Genomic DNA, 16,686 nt, shown 5'->3' with positions numbered 1-16,686 from the left:
ATTATTTCAAGTTAAATTTTTCAATTACGGTTTGTCTGATTGAGTCGTTGGCTATTGGAACTCCCATTTGTGTTCCGTAAATCTGATAGTCATATTTTGAAGAGTAAATACGATCGATCAACATCTTCAAAGGCGACGATTCAAGTTCTCCGGCTGCTACAGCATTGCCGATGACAGGTAAATAAAGCTCTATTGTTTTTACGTTGGAGTGCTGTATTACAAGCCACATTACATTTTTAAATTGAGGCCCAACCAATGAAGATCCTAAATATCGCTTGTGCTTCTTGTATAATGAATCAATACCTTTTAAGTTTTGAGAATCCAATTCTTTTTGCCTAAGTTCGAATTCGTCGATATTTTCAGATCTGAATTTTTGATCGTTGGAACGTATTAAATCAATTAATTGGATCAATTTTAAATCCAGCTTGTGCTCATTACAATAAGTTTCTAAATCAAAATTTGAGTCTTTTATCACATCACAGTTTATCAGGTACTGATCATATAAAGGTTTGATTTCTTCGTAAAAACCTGCGAGATCCCTAAACTCCTTTAGATAATCACAACCTTTTCCAGATTCTGCCATTTTGCGAAATGCTATCACCCATGAATTTTTGTCTTCCTGAAGTTTTCTTAACGCAAAAATTATATTCCAATAATCAGCTGTATTGAAATTTTCTACTTTGTTTTTGACCGCTATTTTGGTTTGGGATAAAACAACTTTACCTGTCGAATAATCGGTATCAGAGACTCCAGGTCTTTGCAGTGGATCATATTCTAGGACTTCACTTTCGAAATTTTCAAAAGTAAAACCAGAGTATTCTGAATCTTGAGAATATAGGTTTAAGGAAACGTGAAATAGAATAAGTATAGAAATAAAGATCGTTTTCATTAGGTTTTAGCAGGTCAATTTATACCCGTAACCGCGTACGTTGATGATTTGAATGCTTTCGTCCTGAGCCAGTTTTTTACGCAGTTTTGAGATAAACACATCCATACTGCGGGCGGCAAAAAAATCGTCAGAATTCCACAGTTTATTGAGGATGAGGCTACGGTCAAGCACCTGATTTTTATTTTTGATGAGGTGAAACAGCAAATGTGCTTCGCGATGCGTGAGCAAAACGAGTTCGTCATCCCGATACTGCAGTGTTTGTTTGGGGAAGTTGAAAAGGTAGCCACCAATCTCTAGCAATTCGGTGTTTTTCTGAAGCGTTTTGCGGCTCACCAGATTGTGAATGCGCACAATAAGCTCTTCCATACTAAAGGGCTTCTTGAGGTAATCGTTGCCACCGATACTGAAGCCTTCTACCACGTCTGCAGTTTGCGATTTTGCAGTGAGAAAAATGATGGGAATGCTATCGTCCTGCAAACGAATTTCTTTGGCCAGAGTAAAACCGTCTTTTTTAGGCATCATCACATCCAGCACCAGAGCATCGTAGTTGTTTTGGGTTGCCAGTTTTAATGCCTTTTCCCCGTCTTCGGCAAGGTCAACCTTAAAATCACGGGTTTCCAGACTTTCTTTGACGATCTGGCCCAGAGCGGCTTCATCTTCAGCAAGCAGGATGTAGGTTTTTTTAGCCATGGGGAAGTTCGATTTTAAAGGTGGTTTGTGGCGCAGTGGCAACGTTTATGCTTCCGCCGTGTTTTTCAATGATTTTTTTGGTGTAGTAAAGCCCAATGCCAAAGCCTTTTACATCGTGGGTGTTGCCTTTTGGCACCCGATAAAATTTCTCGAAAAGCTGTTTGGCTTCGGCTCTACCCAGCGTATTGCCCGAATCTGCCACCTCGATTATAACCTCTTTAGCAACGGATTTTAAAGTTACCGAAATGATTTCGCCCCCATATTTCACCGCGTTATCCAGTAAATTGTTGAGCGCGTTTTCCAGGTGAAAAGGATCGGCGTTCAGAATGATACCGTTTTCCGGGTGCTGAAACCTAAAGTTTTTTTGGGGAGCGAGCGTTTGATGCTTATTGATGAGGTTTTGTAAGAGTTCGTTTAGGTTGATGGCTTCGATATTCAGCGAAAGATCATCACCGTCAAGCGTTGCGGTTTCCAATAGTTTTTCGACCATCATCGAGAGTTTATTCAGCTGGTTTGCCGAAGTATTGACGTAGTTGCCGGTCTTCACCGGGTCGTTTTTGGTATTGAAATTTTTAATGCCTTCTAAAGCTACACTGATGGTGGCGATGGGCGTTTTAAACTCGTGGGTAATGTTGCTGATGAGGTCATTTTTAACTTCGGCGAGTTGTTTTTGACGTTTGATGATGTTGAGTAAAAACAACAGGCAGGCAATGACCGAAGCGACCAATAATGCAGAAAGCAAAATACCTAAAAGGTTGCGTTGCCATACTGTGCCGGCAATATTACTGTAATAGAGGGTGAAGTTGCTTTTGTTAGGGAGGTAGGCCGATTTGGCCTCGGCTTGGAGCGCGGTTGTATCAATTTTGTTGAGGTTATAGGGTTGATTGGTGCCGTTCTTTTTAAGAAAGCGATACGCATAGTCCAGATCCAGTTTTTTCTGATCTAGCTGCTCTCTGATATACCTGTTCATCTCGGGAATCTCAATAGAATCGGTAGTTATGGAAATGATGATGCGGTTGGCGAGGGCAAACTTTCCTTTAAGGCTGTCTGTATTCCGCGGGTTTAAAAAGGATTCGACCACATCTTTACGGTCGTCTGAAGTGATTTTAATGCTGGAAGCCAGCGTATCTATATTTAGGGCACGCAAACCTCTGAAAATTTTAATTTCGTGTAAATCTTCAGGATTAATACTGTCGAGACCGCTTAGCCCATCAGTTGAAAAATCCAGGCGCTTGGTAATCGTGTCCAGTCCTTTATTGTTGAGAATATCCCCGTCGTAAGCAAGACCAACGGTATTTTTTTCGGCTAAATCAATAAAATAATTGTCAATAGCGAGGTCGAGACTGCTTTGTACTTCGTTAATGAGTTGTTGCTTACCTGCCTGATAATTCTTAAAATTCCAATACACCTGAATGGCTAAAGTCGCAGCGATCACTGCGGCAATAAAGTAGATGAGGTAGGTGTATTTCTTGTTTTGCATAGTTCAAAAATAGGCCGAATATTTTTGTGCGGTCTTTTCGCTTAACACACGTTAACACTGGTTAACGCTTTGATATAGATTTCCTAATCATCTTTGCTTCAGAAATCAATCAAAAATCAAACAGTTATGAATTTTAAAATGCTATCTATCCTCGTCTTCGTTCTCGCTTTCGCGGAAGCGCTAAGCGCTCAGGATTTTCAGGGCGTCGCCACTTACAAGTCCAGACGTCAGGTTGATCTTAAAATGGAAGGTAAGAATATGACCGATGCGATGCAGCAACAGATCGCCGATCAGCTTAAAAAGCAATTTGAGAAAACCTACATCCTCACATTTGACCGCAATCAATCGCTTTACAAAGAAGATGAAAAGCTGGCCAAACCTGATTTGGGCGCTTCCGGCGGATTTCAGATAAAAGTGAGTCAAAGCCGCGATATTCTCTATAAAAATACGGCAGCCAGGCGCTACGAGCGGCAGGAAGATGTATTGGGTAAAATCTTCCTGGTGCAGGACAGCCTGCAGAAACCCGACTGGAAACTGGAAAAAGAAACCAAATCCATCGGCGATTATACCTGTTTTAAAGCCACCCGCACCGAAGAGGTGAACAGCCAGACCTTTGAGTCTGATTCCATGAAAACCAAAGACACCACCTTTACCAAAACCATTACCGCCTGGTACACGCCGCAAATTCCTGTGAGTCACGGCCCGGCGATGAACTGGGGTCTGCCCGGTCTTATTCTGGAAGTGCAGGACGGCAAAGAAAGCATTATGTGCAGCCAGATCGTGCTCAACCCCGAGGATAAGATAGTAATCGAAGCCCCTGAAGGCGGTAAAATTGTTGACGAAGCCAGTATGAAAGCCATTCAGGAAGAGAAGATGAACGAGTGGCTTGAGCGCAACAGCAGCAACGGCGAAGACGGTAAAACCTTCACCATAAAAATTGGGGGTTAACTTAAAAACTGCTGTTAAACCTATTTGAAAATCAGGAGTCCAAATGCGATAAACATGTTGACTTATGAAAATCTACAGCATACTCCTGGTCTTTGCAGTATTACTTGCGTTGCCTGTTCAGGCTCAAAAATTTGATGGCGGCATCGCTACTTATCAGTCTAAAACTTCGTTCGATATGAGCAATTTCGGCGGTCGCGAGATGAGCGAGCAGATGAAGAAGCAAATCGCCGAACGTATGAAAAGCCGTCTGGAGAAGACCTTTACGCTTTCTTTCAGTAAAGATGAATCTATTTATGAAGAGGAAGAAAAACTGGAAGCTCCCGGTGCGGGTGGCGGAATGCGCTTTATGGGTGGCGGTTTTTCGCAAGGCGGAATCTATAAAAATATCGCCGAGGATATTTACGCACGTCAAAACGAACTGATGGGCAAAACCTTTCTCGTTAAAGACACGCTCGCAAAACTGGACTGGAAGCTTGAAAAAGAAAGCAAAATGATAGGTCAGTATGCAGCTTTTAAGGCTACTGCGGTAAAAAAAGCAGAACAAAACCCCTGGGATGCGATGCGACGCAGTCGTAATGCAGATACTACAGCCTCAGAGGCGCCTAAGGAAATGGTGATTACGGCCTGGTACACGCCTCAAATTCCCGTAAGCCAGGGGCCTGATGAATACTGGGGTTTACCCGGTTTGATTCTCGAAGTAAGCGCCGGTCCCACCGTGATTTTATGCAACAAAATTGTCATCAATCCTAAGGAGGGTCTCGACATCGAGATGCCTAAAAAAGGCGATGAGATTAGCCGTGCCGAATATGAAAAAGTGGTGGCCGAAAAAACCAAAGAAATGAGTGAGCGTTTTGGCGGAGGTCGCGGCGGTTTCGGTGGTGGAAGAGGCTAGATCAACGCAAACTACATTCACAATCAACCAAAATTCATGAAATACATTTTCACCTTTTTTCTGTTGCTTAGCCTTACGGTGAAAGCCCAAAGCGTACGCGTAAGCGGTACGGTAAAAGACAGCATCGGCACACCGCTCGAGCTGGCTAATGTTATTGCCACCCGCGCCGATACCGGCGAAATGGAATCCTATGCGATTTCCAATTCTGAAGGACGCTATCAGTTTAACCTGCCCACCGGTGCCGGGTATTCACTGGTTGCCAGTTTCCTGGGATTGGCACCCACTACAAAAGAACTTACGATTGCTAAAGATGCAGCAGATATCGATCTTGATTTTGTGTTGATGCCTGCGGCAAACCAGCTTGATGACGTGGAGATCGTTTACGAAATGCCGGTTGTGGTTCGGGGCGATACCATCGTCTACAATACCGACAGTTTTACCAACGGAACCGAGCAGAAACTGGGCGACGTGCTTAAAAAACTTCCCGGGGTGACCGTAGACGAAGACGGGCAGATTCAGGTGGAAGGGCAGACCGTTTCTAAAGTGATGATCGAAGGAAAGGATTTTTTTGACGGCAGCTCGAAGCTGGCGGTTAAAAACATTCCGGCTGATGCTTTGAAAAAAGTGGAAGTTTTGAAAAATTACAATGAGGTTGACCAGATGCGTGGTTTGGGTAACGACCAGAACAATGTGGCGATCAACCTGAAGCTTAAAGAAGGCAAGAAGAATTTTTGGTTTGGCGAAGTGCAGGGCGGCATTGGCGACGGGGGAGAAACCCGCTATCTGGGCAGTGCCAAGTTGTTTTACTACAGCCCTAAAGGCAGCATCAACATTATTGGGAATACTAACAATACCGGTGACGTGCCGTTCACGTTTCGGGATTACTTCAATTTTACGGGAGGTTTCCGCAATTTTAACCAACGCGGGGGAACTTCATTCAATATTTCAGACAGCGGTTTGGGCTTTTTGGTTACCCAAAATAACCGTGCCCAGATGATCGAAACCAATTTTGCTGCGGCGAACTTCAGTTACGAGGCTTCAGATGCCTGGGATTTGAGCGGTTTTACCTTGTTTAGCGACAATTCAACCGATTTTATGCAGCGCTCCCTGCGCAATTACATCGCCACCGAAGCAACGGAGGTAAATTCTGAAACCAGCAACCAAAGCAACCAGCTGGCGATGGCAAAATTCAGCAGCATCTACAAACCCAACGATAAGCTGCAAATAGATTACGATGTTTTGGCCAAAAAATCGCAACAATCTGAAATGACCGATGCACTTTCAATTTTCACCGATGAGGACGGCATCGTAAACAACCCGATCACCGAGCAAAAAGACAATGACCCCTTTAGTTTAAATCAAAACTTAAACGCGTATTATACGCTTGACGACAAGAATATTTTTGCCGGTTTTGTACAGCATTTGTATCAAAATGAAGATCCGTTTTACAATGCAGTGGTTTCGCAGCAGCCCTTTACAGCAATTCTTCCGCTAGACACGCTTCAAAGCAAAACGCGTTTTGATATCAATCAGGACAAGCTCATCAAGACCAGTAAGCTGGACAGTAAGATTGATTATTATTACGTCATCAACGATAAAAGCAATCTCAACCTCACTTTAGGTACGACCCAGAGCAGACAGGATTTCAATTCTAACATATTTCAGATTTTACAGGACGGAACCGTCAACAACTTTGTAGGAGACACGCTTAATAATGATGTGACCTTTAAATTTAGTGACGTTTTTGTAGGGGCGCATTACAAGTTTAAAACCGGAATTTTTACCATTACACCCGGTCTTACGCTGCATAGATACGATGTGTCATCGGTGCAGTTGGGAAGAGAAACCGGGAACAATCAGTTTAAATTGCTTCCCGATCTTTTTGCAATTGCAGAATTTAAGCAAAGCGAAAGCCTACGCCTTAATTATCAAATGACGGCAGACTACACAGACGTCAACAATTTCGCCGAAGGCTATGTTTTTAATAACTACAACCGTATGTTTCGCGGTAACCGCGATATTGAGAATGCGATTTTTCATACGGCCAGCCTCAATTATTTCAACTTCAATATGTTCAACTTTACAAACCTGAATGGGGGCGTGAGTTATACCCGTCGTATTGATGCTATTAAGAATCAGACCGCGATAAACAGCATCAACCAGGCTTCGTCGCCCATCAACAGCAATTTTGTAGACGAGGTTTTGAGTGCAAACGGGCGTTTTCAAAAGACCTTTAGAAAGTGGAAAGCTAATTTAAGCGGAAACGTTTCGTATAGCGAACTCAATAATATTGTAAATAATGAACCGGCTTTGTCGCAAAATTTCACACAGAATTATACGGCGAGTGTGGAGACCAATTTTAAGAACGCGCCTAACTTTGAGTTGGGCTACAACCGAAGCATCAACAACTATCAAAATGGAAACAGCGATCGTACCTTTTTTACAGACCGTCCTTTTGCCAATGTAGATGTACGATTCTTAAAAGGCTTTACCTTTACGGCAGACTGGAGTTATTACAACTATTTTGATAAAGACGACACGGTACAAAACGAATATTCGTTTTTTGAAGCCTCGTTGCGGTATCAAAAACCCGAAAGCAAATGGGAATTCCGTCTGGATGGCACCAATTTGCTGAATGTAGACTCGTTGAACAACGATAGTTTCAATGAAAATTTCAGCACCACAACCGAGTATTTTGTGATGCCCCGCATCGTAATGCTCTCGGTGCGATACAACTTATAGAAAGCAATTTTAGTAGCGTTAAGAAGAAAACCCGGAGACTCAATTGAAGTTCCCGGGTTTTTGATTTTAGGAGAATAGGCTTTATTCAAGTTGTCAGTTTTGCTTTACCTCCACAATTTTAGTTTTTGTAATGCGGTACATATAAAATGAATCATCTTTTCTTTCACTTAGAATTACTTTAATTTTTTTCCAGTGCTTTAAAACTAAATATATTTTTTCCCAATATTTATGGCTGCCAAACTCAAAAGCAAAGACGGAAACTTTGTAACGTTTTAAAACCTTATAGTGAGCTTTTAACGCCTTACGATCGAACGTAATCCAAATGCCTTTGTTGTCTCCTATTTTCTTTATTAGAAGTTGATCTTTTATTCCAGTTTTAAATTCTGAAGATGTAGAAAAAATTTCATTCTCAGGTTCATGAATTTCTAGTGAATTTAATGCTTTAGGTATAGCAGGGGGGAAATTCTCATCGAAATAAAGCTTCATTATGCAGCCTTTTCGTGAAATTCAATTGCATCTTTAATACTCAAATTATCAATTTGATATATTTCGGAAATTAAATCAATTGTATCACCATCTTTATACATTTGATAAATTGTGCTTGTAAGAATATTAGTTCCTTTTATTGTAGGTTCACCAAATTGATGGACCGGATCTACGATTACATTGTGTTTTTTACCCAATGGATAAAATGCTTTTGCAATTTTTTTCGAGTTATATTCAATTTTTTGAGAAAAAGGCTCAATAATATCTCTAATAGCGAGTTGCTTTGCAGAATCGGCTTTAATCAATGTTTTGTCACGGTATTCGAACAAAATATCTGATCCAGAGGCATACAAAGTTGAATGAGCAAAAGGATAATTTGTATTAATCTCCTCGGATAAAAATTTATGAACCTCGAAAACCTTTTGGTAGGATATTCCAAATTCTTTTAGCGTGTAAAAAACTTTCAATTCGATTAATGTCTGAAAATTAACCGAAAGAGCCCCATCTATGTCATAGATAAAATTATGATTTCTATAATTTTTGATTTTGCCATTCCAATACTTTCTAACCAAGTAACTCACTTTGGTTCTTGGAATGCTTAGAATGCCGGCTATATCACTAATAGTGTAAAAGCCGTTTCCGATATCTATAATTTCTTGAGTTTCAGACATAGTAGTAAAAGTAGTTTAAATGTCTAGAAAAACCAATACTTAAAGAGTATACAAATATTCGTTAATACCCCTTTTTCTGCGAAACCGTGTTCTTTAATTCTTCGCCTTTTTCCATCCTTCGGTAATTCTCTGCAATTTGCGGTGCGACCGAAGCGGCGTTGCTCATACTGGCAACGTGCGGAGTGATCAGTATGTCTTTTCGGTTCCAGAATGGATGATCTTCGGGCAGGGGTTCTGTATGAAATACATCCAAAGCGGCACCGCTTAAGTGGTCTTTATCTAAGGCTTCAATCAAATCTGCATCAACCAGATGTCCGCCGCGGGCAACGTTGATGAGGTAGGCACCTTTAGGGAGTTTGCTGAACAGGGAGGCGTTTAAAATACCTTCCGTTTCTTCAGTCAGCGGGAGTAAGCACACTAGAATTTCAGCTTGCGCTAAAAAATCATCCAGCTCATCCTGGGTATAGCTTTTGATGCCTTCGATTTCTTTTCGCGAATGCGACCAGCCACTTACCTGAAAACCGGTTTGCTGAAGCGCCTGTCCTACCGCCTGCCCCAGGGTTCCAAAACCGAGAATACCAACCTGTACATCTGGTACACGCTTATACTGGGTGGGCTTCCATTGGGTTTGATCCTGCAGGTTGCGGTACAAAGGCAGATTTTTAATATGGCTCAGGCATAAAGTCAGCACAAATTCCTCCATATCGCTGGCAAGCTTTTCATCTACCACACGCGTCAGGGTGACATCTTTAGGCAAGGAGGGATCGTTGAACAAATGATCAACCCCCGCACCCATAGAACCGATGACTTTAAGATTGGGATAGGGCTCAAAGCTGCCGTTTGGGGCTTTCCAGGTAACCGCCATCGTAACCGAATTAGGGTCTTTTACCGTTTCGGGAGTTAGGACTTCAAGTGAAGGATCAGCTTCGTGAAGGGCGTCAATCCACGCCTCGTAATCTTTGTTGTTGCGAATAAGTAGCAGAGCCATATATGGAGATGTTTAGGTACAATTTAGAAAAAAGTTCTCAATCGTATTTTTAAGTGGAACATCCCCTCCAACCTCCCCTTCCAAGGGGAGGCTTTTTAAATTCGAGCTCCCTTCCTTTGAAGGAAGGGTTGGGGATGGATGTTTCTAAACTATCCCAAAGGCTTCTTTAACCCGGTCTACATAGTCCAGTTTTTCCCAGGTAAATAATTCCACTTCTTTTTCTACACGACCGCTGTAAGGGCTTTCAAACACTTTGGTTAGGATTTGCGGATCTTTCCCCATATGGCCGTAAGCGGCAGTCTCGCGGTAGATAGGGTTACGCAGTTTAAGACGTTCTTCAATTGCAGCTGGGCGCATATCAAATAACTCACGCACTTTTGCAGCGATTTCACCATTGCTAAGCGATACGTTTTTAGAACCGTAGGTGTCTACAAAGATTGAAGTAGGCTCAACCACACCAATGGCGTACGAAACCTGTACCAAAACTTCATCAGCAACACCGGCTGCAACCAGGTTTTTAGCGATATGACGCGCCGCGTATGCTGCAGAACGGTCTACTTTACTGGGGTCTTTACCGCTGAAAGCACCACCCCCGTGCGCACCTTTTCCGCCGTAGGTGTCTACGATAATTTTACGTCCGGTAAGGCCTGAATCTCCGTGCGGACCTCCAATTACAAATTTTCCGGTTGGGTTTATGTGGTAGATAATCTCGTCGTTAAACAGTTTTGCAAGCTCTTCAGGCAATGCATCTTTAACACGTGGAATCAATATCGAGATAATATCTTTTTTGATTTTAGCCAGCATTTTTTCGTCCTCATCAAACTCATCGTGCTGGGTAGAAACTACAATAGCGACTATCTTTTGCGGCACATTGTCGTCAGAATACTCAATAGTCACCTGAGCTTTGGCGTCAGGACGTAAATAGGTAATGTCTTTTTCCTCGCGGCGCAGCTTAGCCAGTTCGATCATAATGCGGTGCGAAATATCTAACGCAAGCGGCATATAATTCTCGGTTTCTTTGGTGGCATAGCCAAACATCATCCCCTGATCACCAGCACCCTGCTCTTCTTTTGAAGCGCGGTCCACACCCTGATTGATGTCTTGCGATTGCTCGTGAATAAGCGAAATCACACCGCAGCTGTCACCGCTAAACTGGTAGGCACCTTTGGTGTACCCAATGTCATTGATTACGCCGCGTGCGATGTTTTGCACATCGATATAGGTATTGCTTTTCACCTCTCCGGCAAGTACAACCTGACCTGTGGTTACCAGGGTTTCGCAGGCAACCTTAGACTCGGGGTCAAAAGCTAAAAAGTTATCGAGTAGGGTATCGCTGATTTGATCTGCGATTTTATCGGGGTGTCCTTCAGACACGCTTTCTGAGGTAAATAGATAAGCCATCTAAGCAATTTTTAACCACAATGTGGCACATTAAACGTTTTGAAACCAGATCTTTTTCGCGTTTTTAGCGCGCGTAAAAGTTGCTGTGAGTCGTTTGGGAAAGATTTGACAAATGCCGCGTAGGGTAGTGTGGTTACTGCCTTTAGCATTTTTTTAAATCAAAATAGTTTTGATTTAAGAGGTTGCAATCAGTCAAATCTTTCCTCTTTTGAGCGGCAAATGTAGGGATTTTGAAAGTATTACAAAACGCATGGTGTAATCTTGTGAAAAATTTACGCTTCTTAAAATTTCCCTGCTTTTGTTTGCATATCTATAAAAGGTTTTGCAATCTTTGTACCTCACAAAGTTCATACTTTTACTGAAATGTTATCAAGAAAGGCGGAGGGATTAGACCCTGTGAAGCCTTAGCAACCCTTCCCCCGGGATGAAGGTGCTACATTCTACAACAGCGCTGCTGATGATAGATAACTAACGAGTCATTTTTCTTTAAATGACTTTATTGATTTCTTAATAACATTTTTCTTGTAAATGATGCCGAAGGCCGGCAGCAGACTTTGGGTTTAATTTATTTTCAACTCAAAAAAACAGAAAAATGAGTACGCACCAATTTTCGACTCAGGCGCTACACGCCGGTCACGACACTACAGTTAACGGCGGTACCCGCGCGGTGCCTATTTATCAAACCACCAGCTACGTTTTTAACGACTCAGACCACGCGGCGGGTTTATTCAACCTTTCTCAGCCGGGTTACATTTACACCCGTTTGAACAATCCCACAAACGATATTCTCGAGCAACGTCTGGCTGCCCTTGAAGGCGGTATCGGTGCGGTGGTAACCGCGTCAGGTACGGCGGCGATCAACACCGCCCTGCTTACCTTGCTGCGTGCAGGAGATCATATCGTGGCCTCCAGCAGTTTGTATGGCGGGACCTACAATTTGCTTAGCGTAACGCTTCCGCGATTTGGGATCACCACCACTTTTGTAGACCCCTCAGAGGCTTCTAGTTTTAAAAATGCAGTACAGGAGAACACCCGTGCGGTTTTCGTAGAATCTTTGGGTAACCCAAAATTGGATGTACTGGATCTCGAAGCGATTTCCGCTGTCGCGAAAGAAAGCCGCGTTCCACTTATTGTAGACAACACCGTCGCTACACCGGCTTTGCTGAACCCCATCAAACACGGGGCGAATATTGTGATTCACTCGTTAACTAAATACATCAACGGCAACGGAACCTCATTAGGCGGTGCTATCATAGATGCCGGTACCTTTGACTGGTCTAGCGGAAAGTTTCCGGAGTTTACCGAGCCTTCTGCCGGTTATCATGGTTTGGTCTACCACGAGGCTTTAGGACCTGCGGCTTTTATTGCGAAAGTGCGGGTTGAAGGTTTACGCGATCACGGTGCAGCATTGAGTCCGTTTAACGCGTTTCAGATCATTCAGGGTTTGGAAACCCTTACGATACGCATCAGGCAACACAGCGCGAATGCTTTGGCCCTGGCCGAATGGCTCGAAGCTCAGCCCGAAGTAACCTGGGTAAACTATCCCGGCCTCAAGAGCAGTGCGTATTACGATTTGGCTCAAAAATACCTGCCTAAAGGACAAAGCGGTATCGTGACTTTTGGCCTAAAGAGTGGCTTTGAAGGCGCAAAAACCGTAGCCGATAAAACGCAAATCTTTTCCCTTCTGGCAAATATTGGAGATACCAAATCCTTAATTATTCACCCCGCGAGCACCACGCATCAGCAATTGCCTGACGAGGCGCAGGAAGCAACCGGCGTGACCAAAGATTTGATCCGTCTTTCGGTAGGTCTGGAAGATGTTGAAGATTTAAAAAATGATTTAAAAGCAGCTTTTGCACAGATTAAAAAAACGGCAAATGCTTAATAATAAAGCTAAAAGTTAGTGTTCGTGTCAAACTGAGCCTGTCGAAGTTGAGGCTTCGACAAGCTCAGCCTGACAACTATAATGAAGCTTTTTTTAAAAATAAGACTCCCTAAAATGTTACACAAACTGAACCTTCCCGGGTTTAAGACCTTATCCGGTTTTCAACTGGACTTGCCACTCAGCTACGAGACTTTTGGTCAGCAATTGGGCACGGCGCCGGTAATTTTGGTAAATCACGCCCTTACAGGAAATTCGCACGTAAGCGGTCCTGACGGCTGGTGGAATGAAATTATAGGCGACGATAAATGCATCGACACCCGCAAATACAGCATCCTGTCTTTTAATATCCCCGGTAACGGCTATGACGGCTTTTTAATCGAAAACTATAAAGATTTTGTTGCACAGGATGTCGCGCGGGCTTTTTTAGAAGGCCTTAAGGCTCTTGAGATTACCGAGCTTTTCGCCATTATTGGCGGCTCGCTGGGAGGCGGTATCGCGTGGGAAATTGTGACCCAGCAACCGGCGATTACCCAACATTTAATCCCTGTGGCGTCAGACTGGAAATCGACCGACTGGCTTATTGCCAACTGCCAGATTCAGGAGCAGATTCTCAAAAACTCCTCGCAGCCCGTACACGATGCCCGTATGCACGCAATGCTTTGCTATCGCACGCCGGAATCGTTTAAGAGTAAATTTCAGCGCAGCACCAATGAAGACCTCAATATCTTTAATGTGGAAAGCTGGCTCGATCATCACGGTCATAAGTTGAAAGACCGTTTTCAGCTTGCGGCGTATAGGTTGATGAATCAATTGCTGAAAACCATAGACGTGACCCGTGGCCGCGAAGGTTTTAATGAAATCCTGAGTCAGGTTGAAGCCAATATTCACATCATCGGGGTAGATTCAGATCTGTTTTTTACGCCTGCTGAAAACCGCGAGACCTACAAGCAGCTGGCGCAGGTTAAAAATAATGTGACCTATGGCGAAATCAATTCGGTACATGGGCACGATGCGTTTTTAATCGAATTTGAACAGCTTGAGCAGTTGCTGTATCCTGTTTTTAGAGCCGATAGCGCAAAGCTGAAAATTCTCAAATTTGGCGGAAAATCCCTTGCAAACGGAAACGGCCTTGACACGGTTTTGAATATTATTAAAACCAAAGTTGATACTGGCGAGCGCATTGCTGTGGTACTTTCGGCACGGGGTGGCGCCACCGATGAGTTGGAAGCCATTCTGGAAGCAGCATCTTCCGGACTCGAGTTTCAGCATCAATTTGAAGCTTTCAAAAGCTATCAGCAAAGTGATTTTGACGTAGATCTTTCCGATGAATTTAAAGAACTCAAGCGCCTGTTTGAAGGCGTGGCGCTTTTAGGGGATTACAGCAAAAAAGTAAAAGATGAGATTCTGTCTTATGGCGAATTGATTTCGGTAAAAACCGTTACGCATCTGCTGCAAAAGCAGGGAGTAAAAGCTCATTTTGCCGATTCGCGTAAGCTTATTACTACCAATGGAGCTTTTGGTAATGCCCAGCCCAATGACAAACGTTCCAAAGAGCAGGTGGTAAAGCATTTTGCCAAATACAACGGCGATAACGTAAATATTGTAACCGGTTTTATCGCCAGTGATGAAAACAATCATACCACGACTTTGGGTCGTAACGGCAGTAATTACACAGCTTCGCTACTGGCCAATTATCTGGATGCGGGCGAACTGCAAAACTACACCCATGTTGACGGAATTTTCACGGCTAACCCCGATTTGGTTCCCGATGCGCAGAAGATTGAACGGTTAACGTATAGTGAGGCAAATGAACTTGCGAATTTTGGGACATCGGTGTTGCATGCCAAGACCATTATTCCGTTGATTGAAAAGAATATTCCTCTCCGCATTCTCAATACTTTCAAGGCCGATGATGCCGGTACATTGATTACTGCGCAAACCGAGCAGGAGGGGATTAAGTCGCTTTCGGTTCTTAGCGAGATGGCCCTGATCAATCTGGAAGGTCGCGGCCTGCTGGGTAAAGTAGGGGTTGACGCCCGTATTTTTAGAGCCTTGGGGAATAGCGGTGTGAATGTAAGCATCATCGCTCAGGGTTCGTCAGAACGTGGGATTGGCCTGGTGGTAGAAGCCAAACAGGCGCAATTGGCGATTTCTTCGCTGCGTTTTGAGTTTGAAGCCGATTTTCAAAGTCAGGATGTTAACCGCATCGAGATTATTGATGAAGTTGCGGTGATTTCCATCATTGGGCAGGATCTGAGCAGTTTCCACAAACCGTATAGCGAACTCATCAAAAACGGGATTGTTCCGTTGTTGTTTAACAATACGGTAACGGGCAAAAACGTGAGTGTGGTGGTGCGCAAACCCCAATTGACCAAAGCCCTTAATGTGGTGCACGGCGAGATTTTTGGCATTGCCAAAAAAATAAACATCGCCATTTTTGGCCAGGGTCTGGTGGGCGGTACGCTTATCGACCAGATTGTGGCTTCGGCGGCCAGCATTCAGGAGCGCAAAGGCATTGCGCTGAATATTTTCGCGGTAGCAAATTCTAAAAACGTGTTGCTTAATAAAGACGGCGCTACAGAAACCTGGAAAACCGATTTTGAAAATAAGGCGCAGGAAGGCGGTGTGGCTGCGGTTATCGCTTTCGCGAAAGCGAATCACCTTGCAAACCTGATCGCGATAGACAATACGGCAAGTGCAACGTTTATTCAGAATTATCTGGAGCTTGCTAAAAACGGATTCGACCTCGTTTCTTCCAACAAGATCGCTAATACTGTTGGTTTTGATTTTTACCAAAAGCTGCGTCGCGTTTTAGATGAAAACAACAAGCGTTACCTGTATGAAACCAATGTGGGTGCAGGCTTACCGCTTATTGACACCATACGTTTGTTGCATCTTTCGGGCGATAACATTACCCGAATCAAAGGAGTTTTCAGCGGTTCGCTGAGTTATTTGTTCAATACCTTTTCGGTAGAAGACCAGTCTTTTTCAGAAGTCCTGCAACAGGCGATTGATAAAGGCTTTACAGAGCCTGATCCGCGTGAGGATCTGGGCGGAAACGATGTGGGGCGTAAACTTTTAATTCTTGCCCGCGAACTCGACTTACACAAAGAGTTTAGCGATGTGCAGATCGAAAACCTGATTCCCGAAAATTTGCGGGAAGGAGCAGCTTCAGACTTTTTAGGAAGGCTGAAAGAGCTCGATTCGGTTTTTGAAACGCGTAAAAAAGCCCTGAAAGAGGGTGAGGTTTTGCGATATGTTGGCGACCTTTACGGCGATTTATCTCAGGAAGACGGCGGAACCCTCGAGGTGAAGCTGGTGACGGTTTCTAAAAATTCGGCCCTGGGTCAGGTTAAAGGAAGCGACAGTATTTTTGAGATTTATACCGAGTCGTATGGCGAGAATCCGCTGGTGATTCAGGGAGCCGGGGCAGGAGCCGCGGTAACCGCACGTGGGGTTTTTGGCGACATACTCAAACTCGCAGAGCGGAATAGTTAAACGTATTGTTATTATTATTTCCATTATTATTTGGAAATTGAAAAAAGAACAGACCGATGTTTCACCTTTGAAGGGGGCTGAGGGGATGTTGAGGAATAACAATAGCAATAAAAATA

The 16,686-nt window shown here is 43.6% G+C and carries 12 protein-coding genes and 1 riboswitch; of the genes, 5 read left to right on the top strand and 7 right to left on the bottom strand.

Going from position 1 to position 16,686, the window contains the following annotated elements; genetic code table 11:
* Nucleotide 1 precedes the first annotated feature (1 nt).
* Genes ACSSS3_RS05160 through ACSSS3_RS05150 form a run of 3 tightly spaced genes read right to left on the bottom strand, consistent with a single transcriptional unit; the run spans nucleotide 2 to nucleotide 3,059 of the window.
* Nucleotides 2-889, bottom strand: a complete 888-nt coding sequence (locus tag ACSSS3_RS05160) for a hypothetical protein (protein ID WP_442846685.1) — start codon at nucleotides 887-889, stop codon at nucleotides 2-4.
* Between the two features lie 6 nt (nucleotides 890-895).
* Complete coding sequence (locus ACSSS3_RS05155) at nucleotides 896-1,579, bottom strand: response regulator transcription factor (RefSeq protein ID WP_442846684.1); 684 nt, start codon at nucleotides 1,577-1,579, stop codon at nucleotides 896-898.
* On the bottom strand, nucleotides 1,572-3,059 hold the full coding sequence (locus tag ACSSS3_RS05150; RefSeq protein WP_442846683.1) for a sensor histidine kinase: 1,488 nt from the start codon (nucleotides 3,057-3,059) through the stop codon (nucleotides 1,572-1,574). The genes ACSSS3_RS05155 and ACSSS3_RS05150 overlap by 8 nt, the downstream gene beginning before the upstream one ends.
* A 126-nt stretch (nucleotides 3,060-3,185) precedes the next feature.
* Between ACSSS3_RS05150 and ACSSS3_RS05145 the strand changes: the two genes are divergently transcribed.
* From ACSSS3_RS05145 to ACSSS3_RS05135, 3 genes are all read left to right on the top strand, one after another.
* Nucleotides 3,186-4,007 (top strand): GLPGLI family protein, encoded by an 822-nt coding sequence (locus tag ACSSS3_RS05145; RefSeq protein ID WP_442846682.1) that lies wholly within the window; start codon nucleotides 3,186-3,188, stop codon nucleotides 4,005-4,007.
* Nucleotides 4,008-4,071: 64 nt separating this feature from the next.
* A complete protein-coding gene (locus ACSSS3_RS05140) occupies nucleotides 4,072-4,899 on the top strand; it encodes a GLPGLI family protein (RefSeq protein ID WP_442846681.1) in 828 nt (275 codons plus the stop codon).
* A gap of 36 nt (nucleotides 4,900-4,935) precedes the next feature.
* The gene (locus ACSSS3_RS05135) at nucleotides 4,936-7,641 is read left to right on the top strand and encodes a carboxypeptidase regulatory-like domain-containing protein (RefSeq protein WP_442846680.1); all 2,706 of its coding nucleotides are present in this window, start codon (nucleotides 4,936-4,938) and stop codon (nucleotides 7,639-7,641) included.
* A gap of 93 nt (nucleotides 7,642-7,734) precedes the next feature.
* Here the strand turns inward: ACSSS3_RS05135 and ACSSS3_RS05130 are convergent, their stop codons facing one another.
* From ACSSS3_RS05130 to metK, 4 genes are all read right to left on the bottom strand, one after another.
* Nucleotides 7,735-8,127: a hypothetical protein gene (locus tag ACSSS3_RS05130; RefSeq protein WP_442846679.1), complete on the bottom strand. Its 393-nt coding sequence runs from the start codon at nucleotides 8,125-8,127 to the stop codon at nucleotides 7,735-7,737.
* Nucleotides 8,127-8,798: a DUF433 domain-containing protein gene (locus ACSSS3_RS05125; RefSeq protein ID WP_442846678.1), complete on the bottom strand. Its 672-nt coding sequence runs from the start codon at nucleotides 8,796-8,798 to the stop codon at nucleotides 8,127-8,129. Before ACSSS3_RS05125 ends, ACSSS3_RS05130 begins: the two co-directional genes overlap by 1 nt.
* Nucleotides 8,799-8,859: 61 nt before the next feature.
* The gene (locus ACSSS3_RS05120; RefSeq protein ID WP_442846677.1) at nucleotides 8,860-9,786 is read right to left on the bottom strand and encodes a 2-hydroxyacid dehydrogenase; all 927 of its coding nucleotides are present in this window, start codon (nucleotides 9,784-9,786) and stop codon (nucleotides 8,860-8,862) included.
* A 144-nt stretch (nucleotides 9,787-9,930) separates the two neighbouring features.
* Nucleotides 9,931-11,187, bottom strand: a complete 1,257-nt coding sequence (gene metK / locus ACSSS3_RS05115; RefSeq protein WP_228229032.1) for a methionine adenosyltransferase — start codon at nucleotides 11,185-11,187, stop codon at nucleotides 9,931-9,933.
* A gap of 363 nt (nucleotides 11,188-11,550) precedes the next feature.
* Nucleotides 11,551-11,658: riboswitch (SAM riboswitch) on the top strand.
* Between the two features lie 121 nt (nucleotides 11,659-11,779).
* Here metK and ACSSS3_RS05110 point away from each other — a divergent pair.
* Both ACSSS3_RS05110 and thrA read left to right on the top strand, forming a co-directional pair.
* Nucleotides 11,780-13,072, top strand: a complete 1,293-nt coding sequence (locus ACSSS3_RS05110) for an O-acetylhomoserine aminocarboxypropyltransferase/cysteine synthase family protein (protein WP_442846676.1) — start codon at nucleotides 11,780-11,782, stop codon at nucleotides 13,070-13,072.
* A 114-nt stretch (nucleotides 13,073-13,186) separates the two neighbouring features.
* On the top strand, nucleotides 13,187-16,570 hold the full coding sequence (gene thrA, locus ACSSS3_RS05105; protein WP_442846675.1) for a bifunctional aspartate kinase/homoserine dehydrogenase I: 3,384 nt from the start codon (nucleotides 13,187-13,189) through the stop codon (nucleotides 16,568-16,570).
* The last annotated feature ends 116 nt before the right edge of the window (nucleotides 16,571-16,686 follow it).

Origin of the sequence: Leeuwenhoekiella sp. H156, from assembly GCF_052218455.1 — a bacterium.
GTDB classification, from domain to species: Bacteria; Bacteroidota; Bacteroidia; order Flavobacteriales; family Flavobacteriaceae; genus Leeuwenhoekiella; species Leeuwenhoekiella parthenopeia.
The sequence above is the reverse complement of the archived record's forward strand: the minus strand, read 5'-3'. Positions and strand labels throughout refer to the sequence as shown.

Bases quoted from the DNA above. Each gene is read 5' to 3' on its own strand.
- ACSSS3_RS05160 (WP_442846685.1), bottom strand. From the start codon at position 889: ATGAAAACGATCTTTATTTCTATACTTATTCTATTTCACGTTTCCTTA.
- ACSSS3_RS05155 (WP_442846684.1), bottom strand. From the start codon at position 1,579: ATGGCTAAAAAAACCTACATCCTGCTTGCTGAAGATGAAGCCGCTCTG.
- ACSSS3_RS05150 (WP_442846683.1), bottom strand. From the start codon at position 3,059: ATGCAAAACAAGAAATACACCTACCTCATCTACTTTATTGCCGCAGTG.
- ACSSS3_RS05145 (WP_442846682.1), top strand. From the start codon at position 3,186: ATGAATTTTAAAATGCTATCTATCCTCGTCTTCGTTCTCGCTTTCGCG.
- ACSSS3_RS05140 (WP_442846681.1), top strand. From the start codon at position 4,072: ATGAAAATCTACAGCATACTCCTGGTCTTTGCAGTATTACTTGCGTTG.
- ACSSS3_RS05135 (WP_442846680.1), top strand. From the start codon at position 4,936: ATGAAATACATTTTCACCTTTTTTCTGTTGCTTAGCCTTACGGTGAAA.
- ACSSS3_RS05130 (WP_442846679.1), bottom strand. From the start codon at position 8,127: ATGAAGCTTTATTTCGATGAGAATTTCCCCCCTGCTATACCTAAAGCA.
- ACSSS3_RS05125 (WP_442846678.1), bottom strand. From the start codon at position 8,798: ATGTCTGAAACTCAAGAAATTATAGATATCGGAAACGGCTTTTACACT.
- ACSSS3_RS05120 (WP_442846677.1), bottom strand. From the start codon at position 9,786: ATGGCTCTGCTACTTATTCGCAACAACAAAGATTACGAGGCGTGGATT.
- metK (WP_228229032.1), bottom strand. From the start codon at position 11,187: ATGGCTTATCTATTTACCTCAGAAAGCGTGTCTGAAGGACACCCCGAT.
- ACSSS3_RS05110 (WP_442846676.1), top strand. From the start codon at position 11,780: ATGAGTACGCACCAATTTTCGACTCAGGCGCTACACGCCGGTCACGAC.
- thrA (WP_442846675.1), top strand. From the start codon at position 13,187: ATGTTACACAAACTGAACCTTCCCGGGTTTAAGACCTTATCCGGTTTT.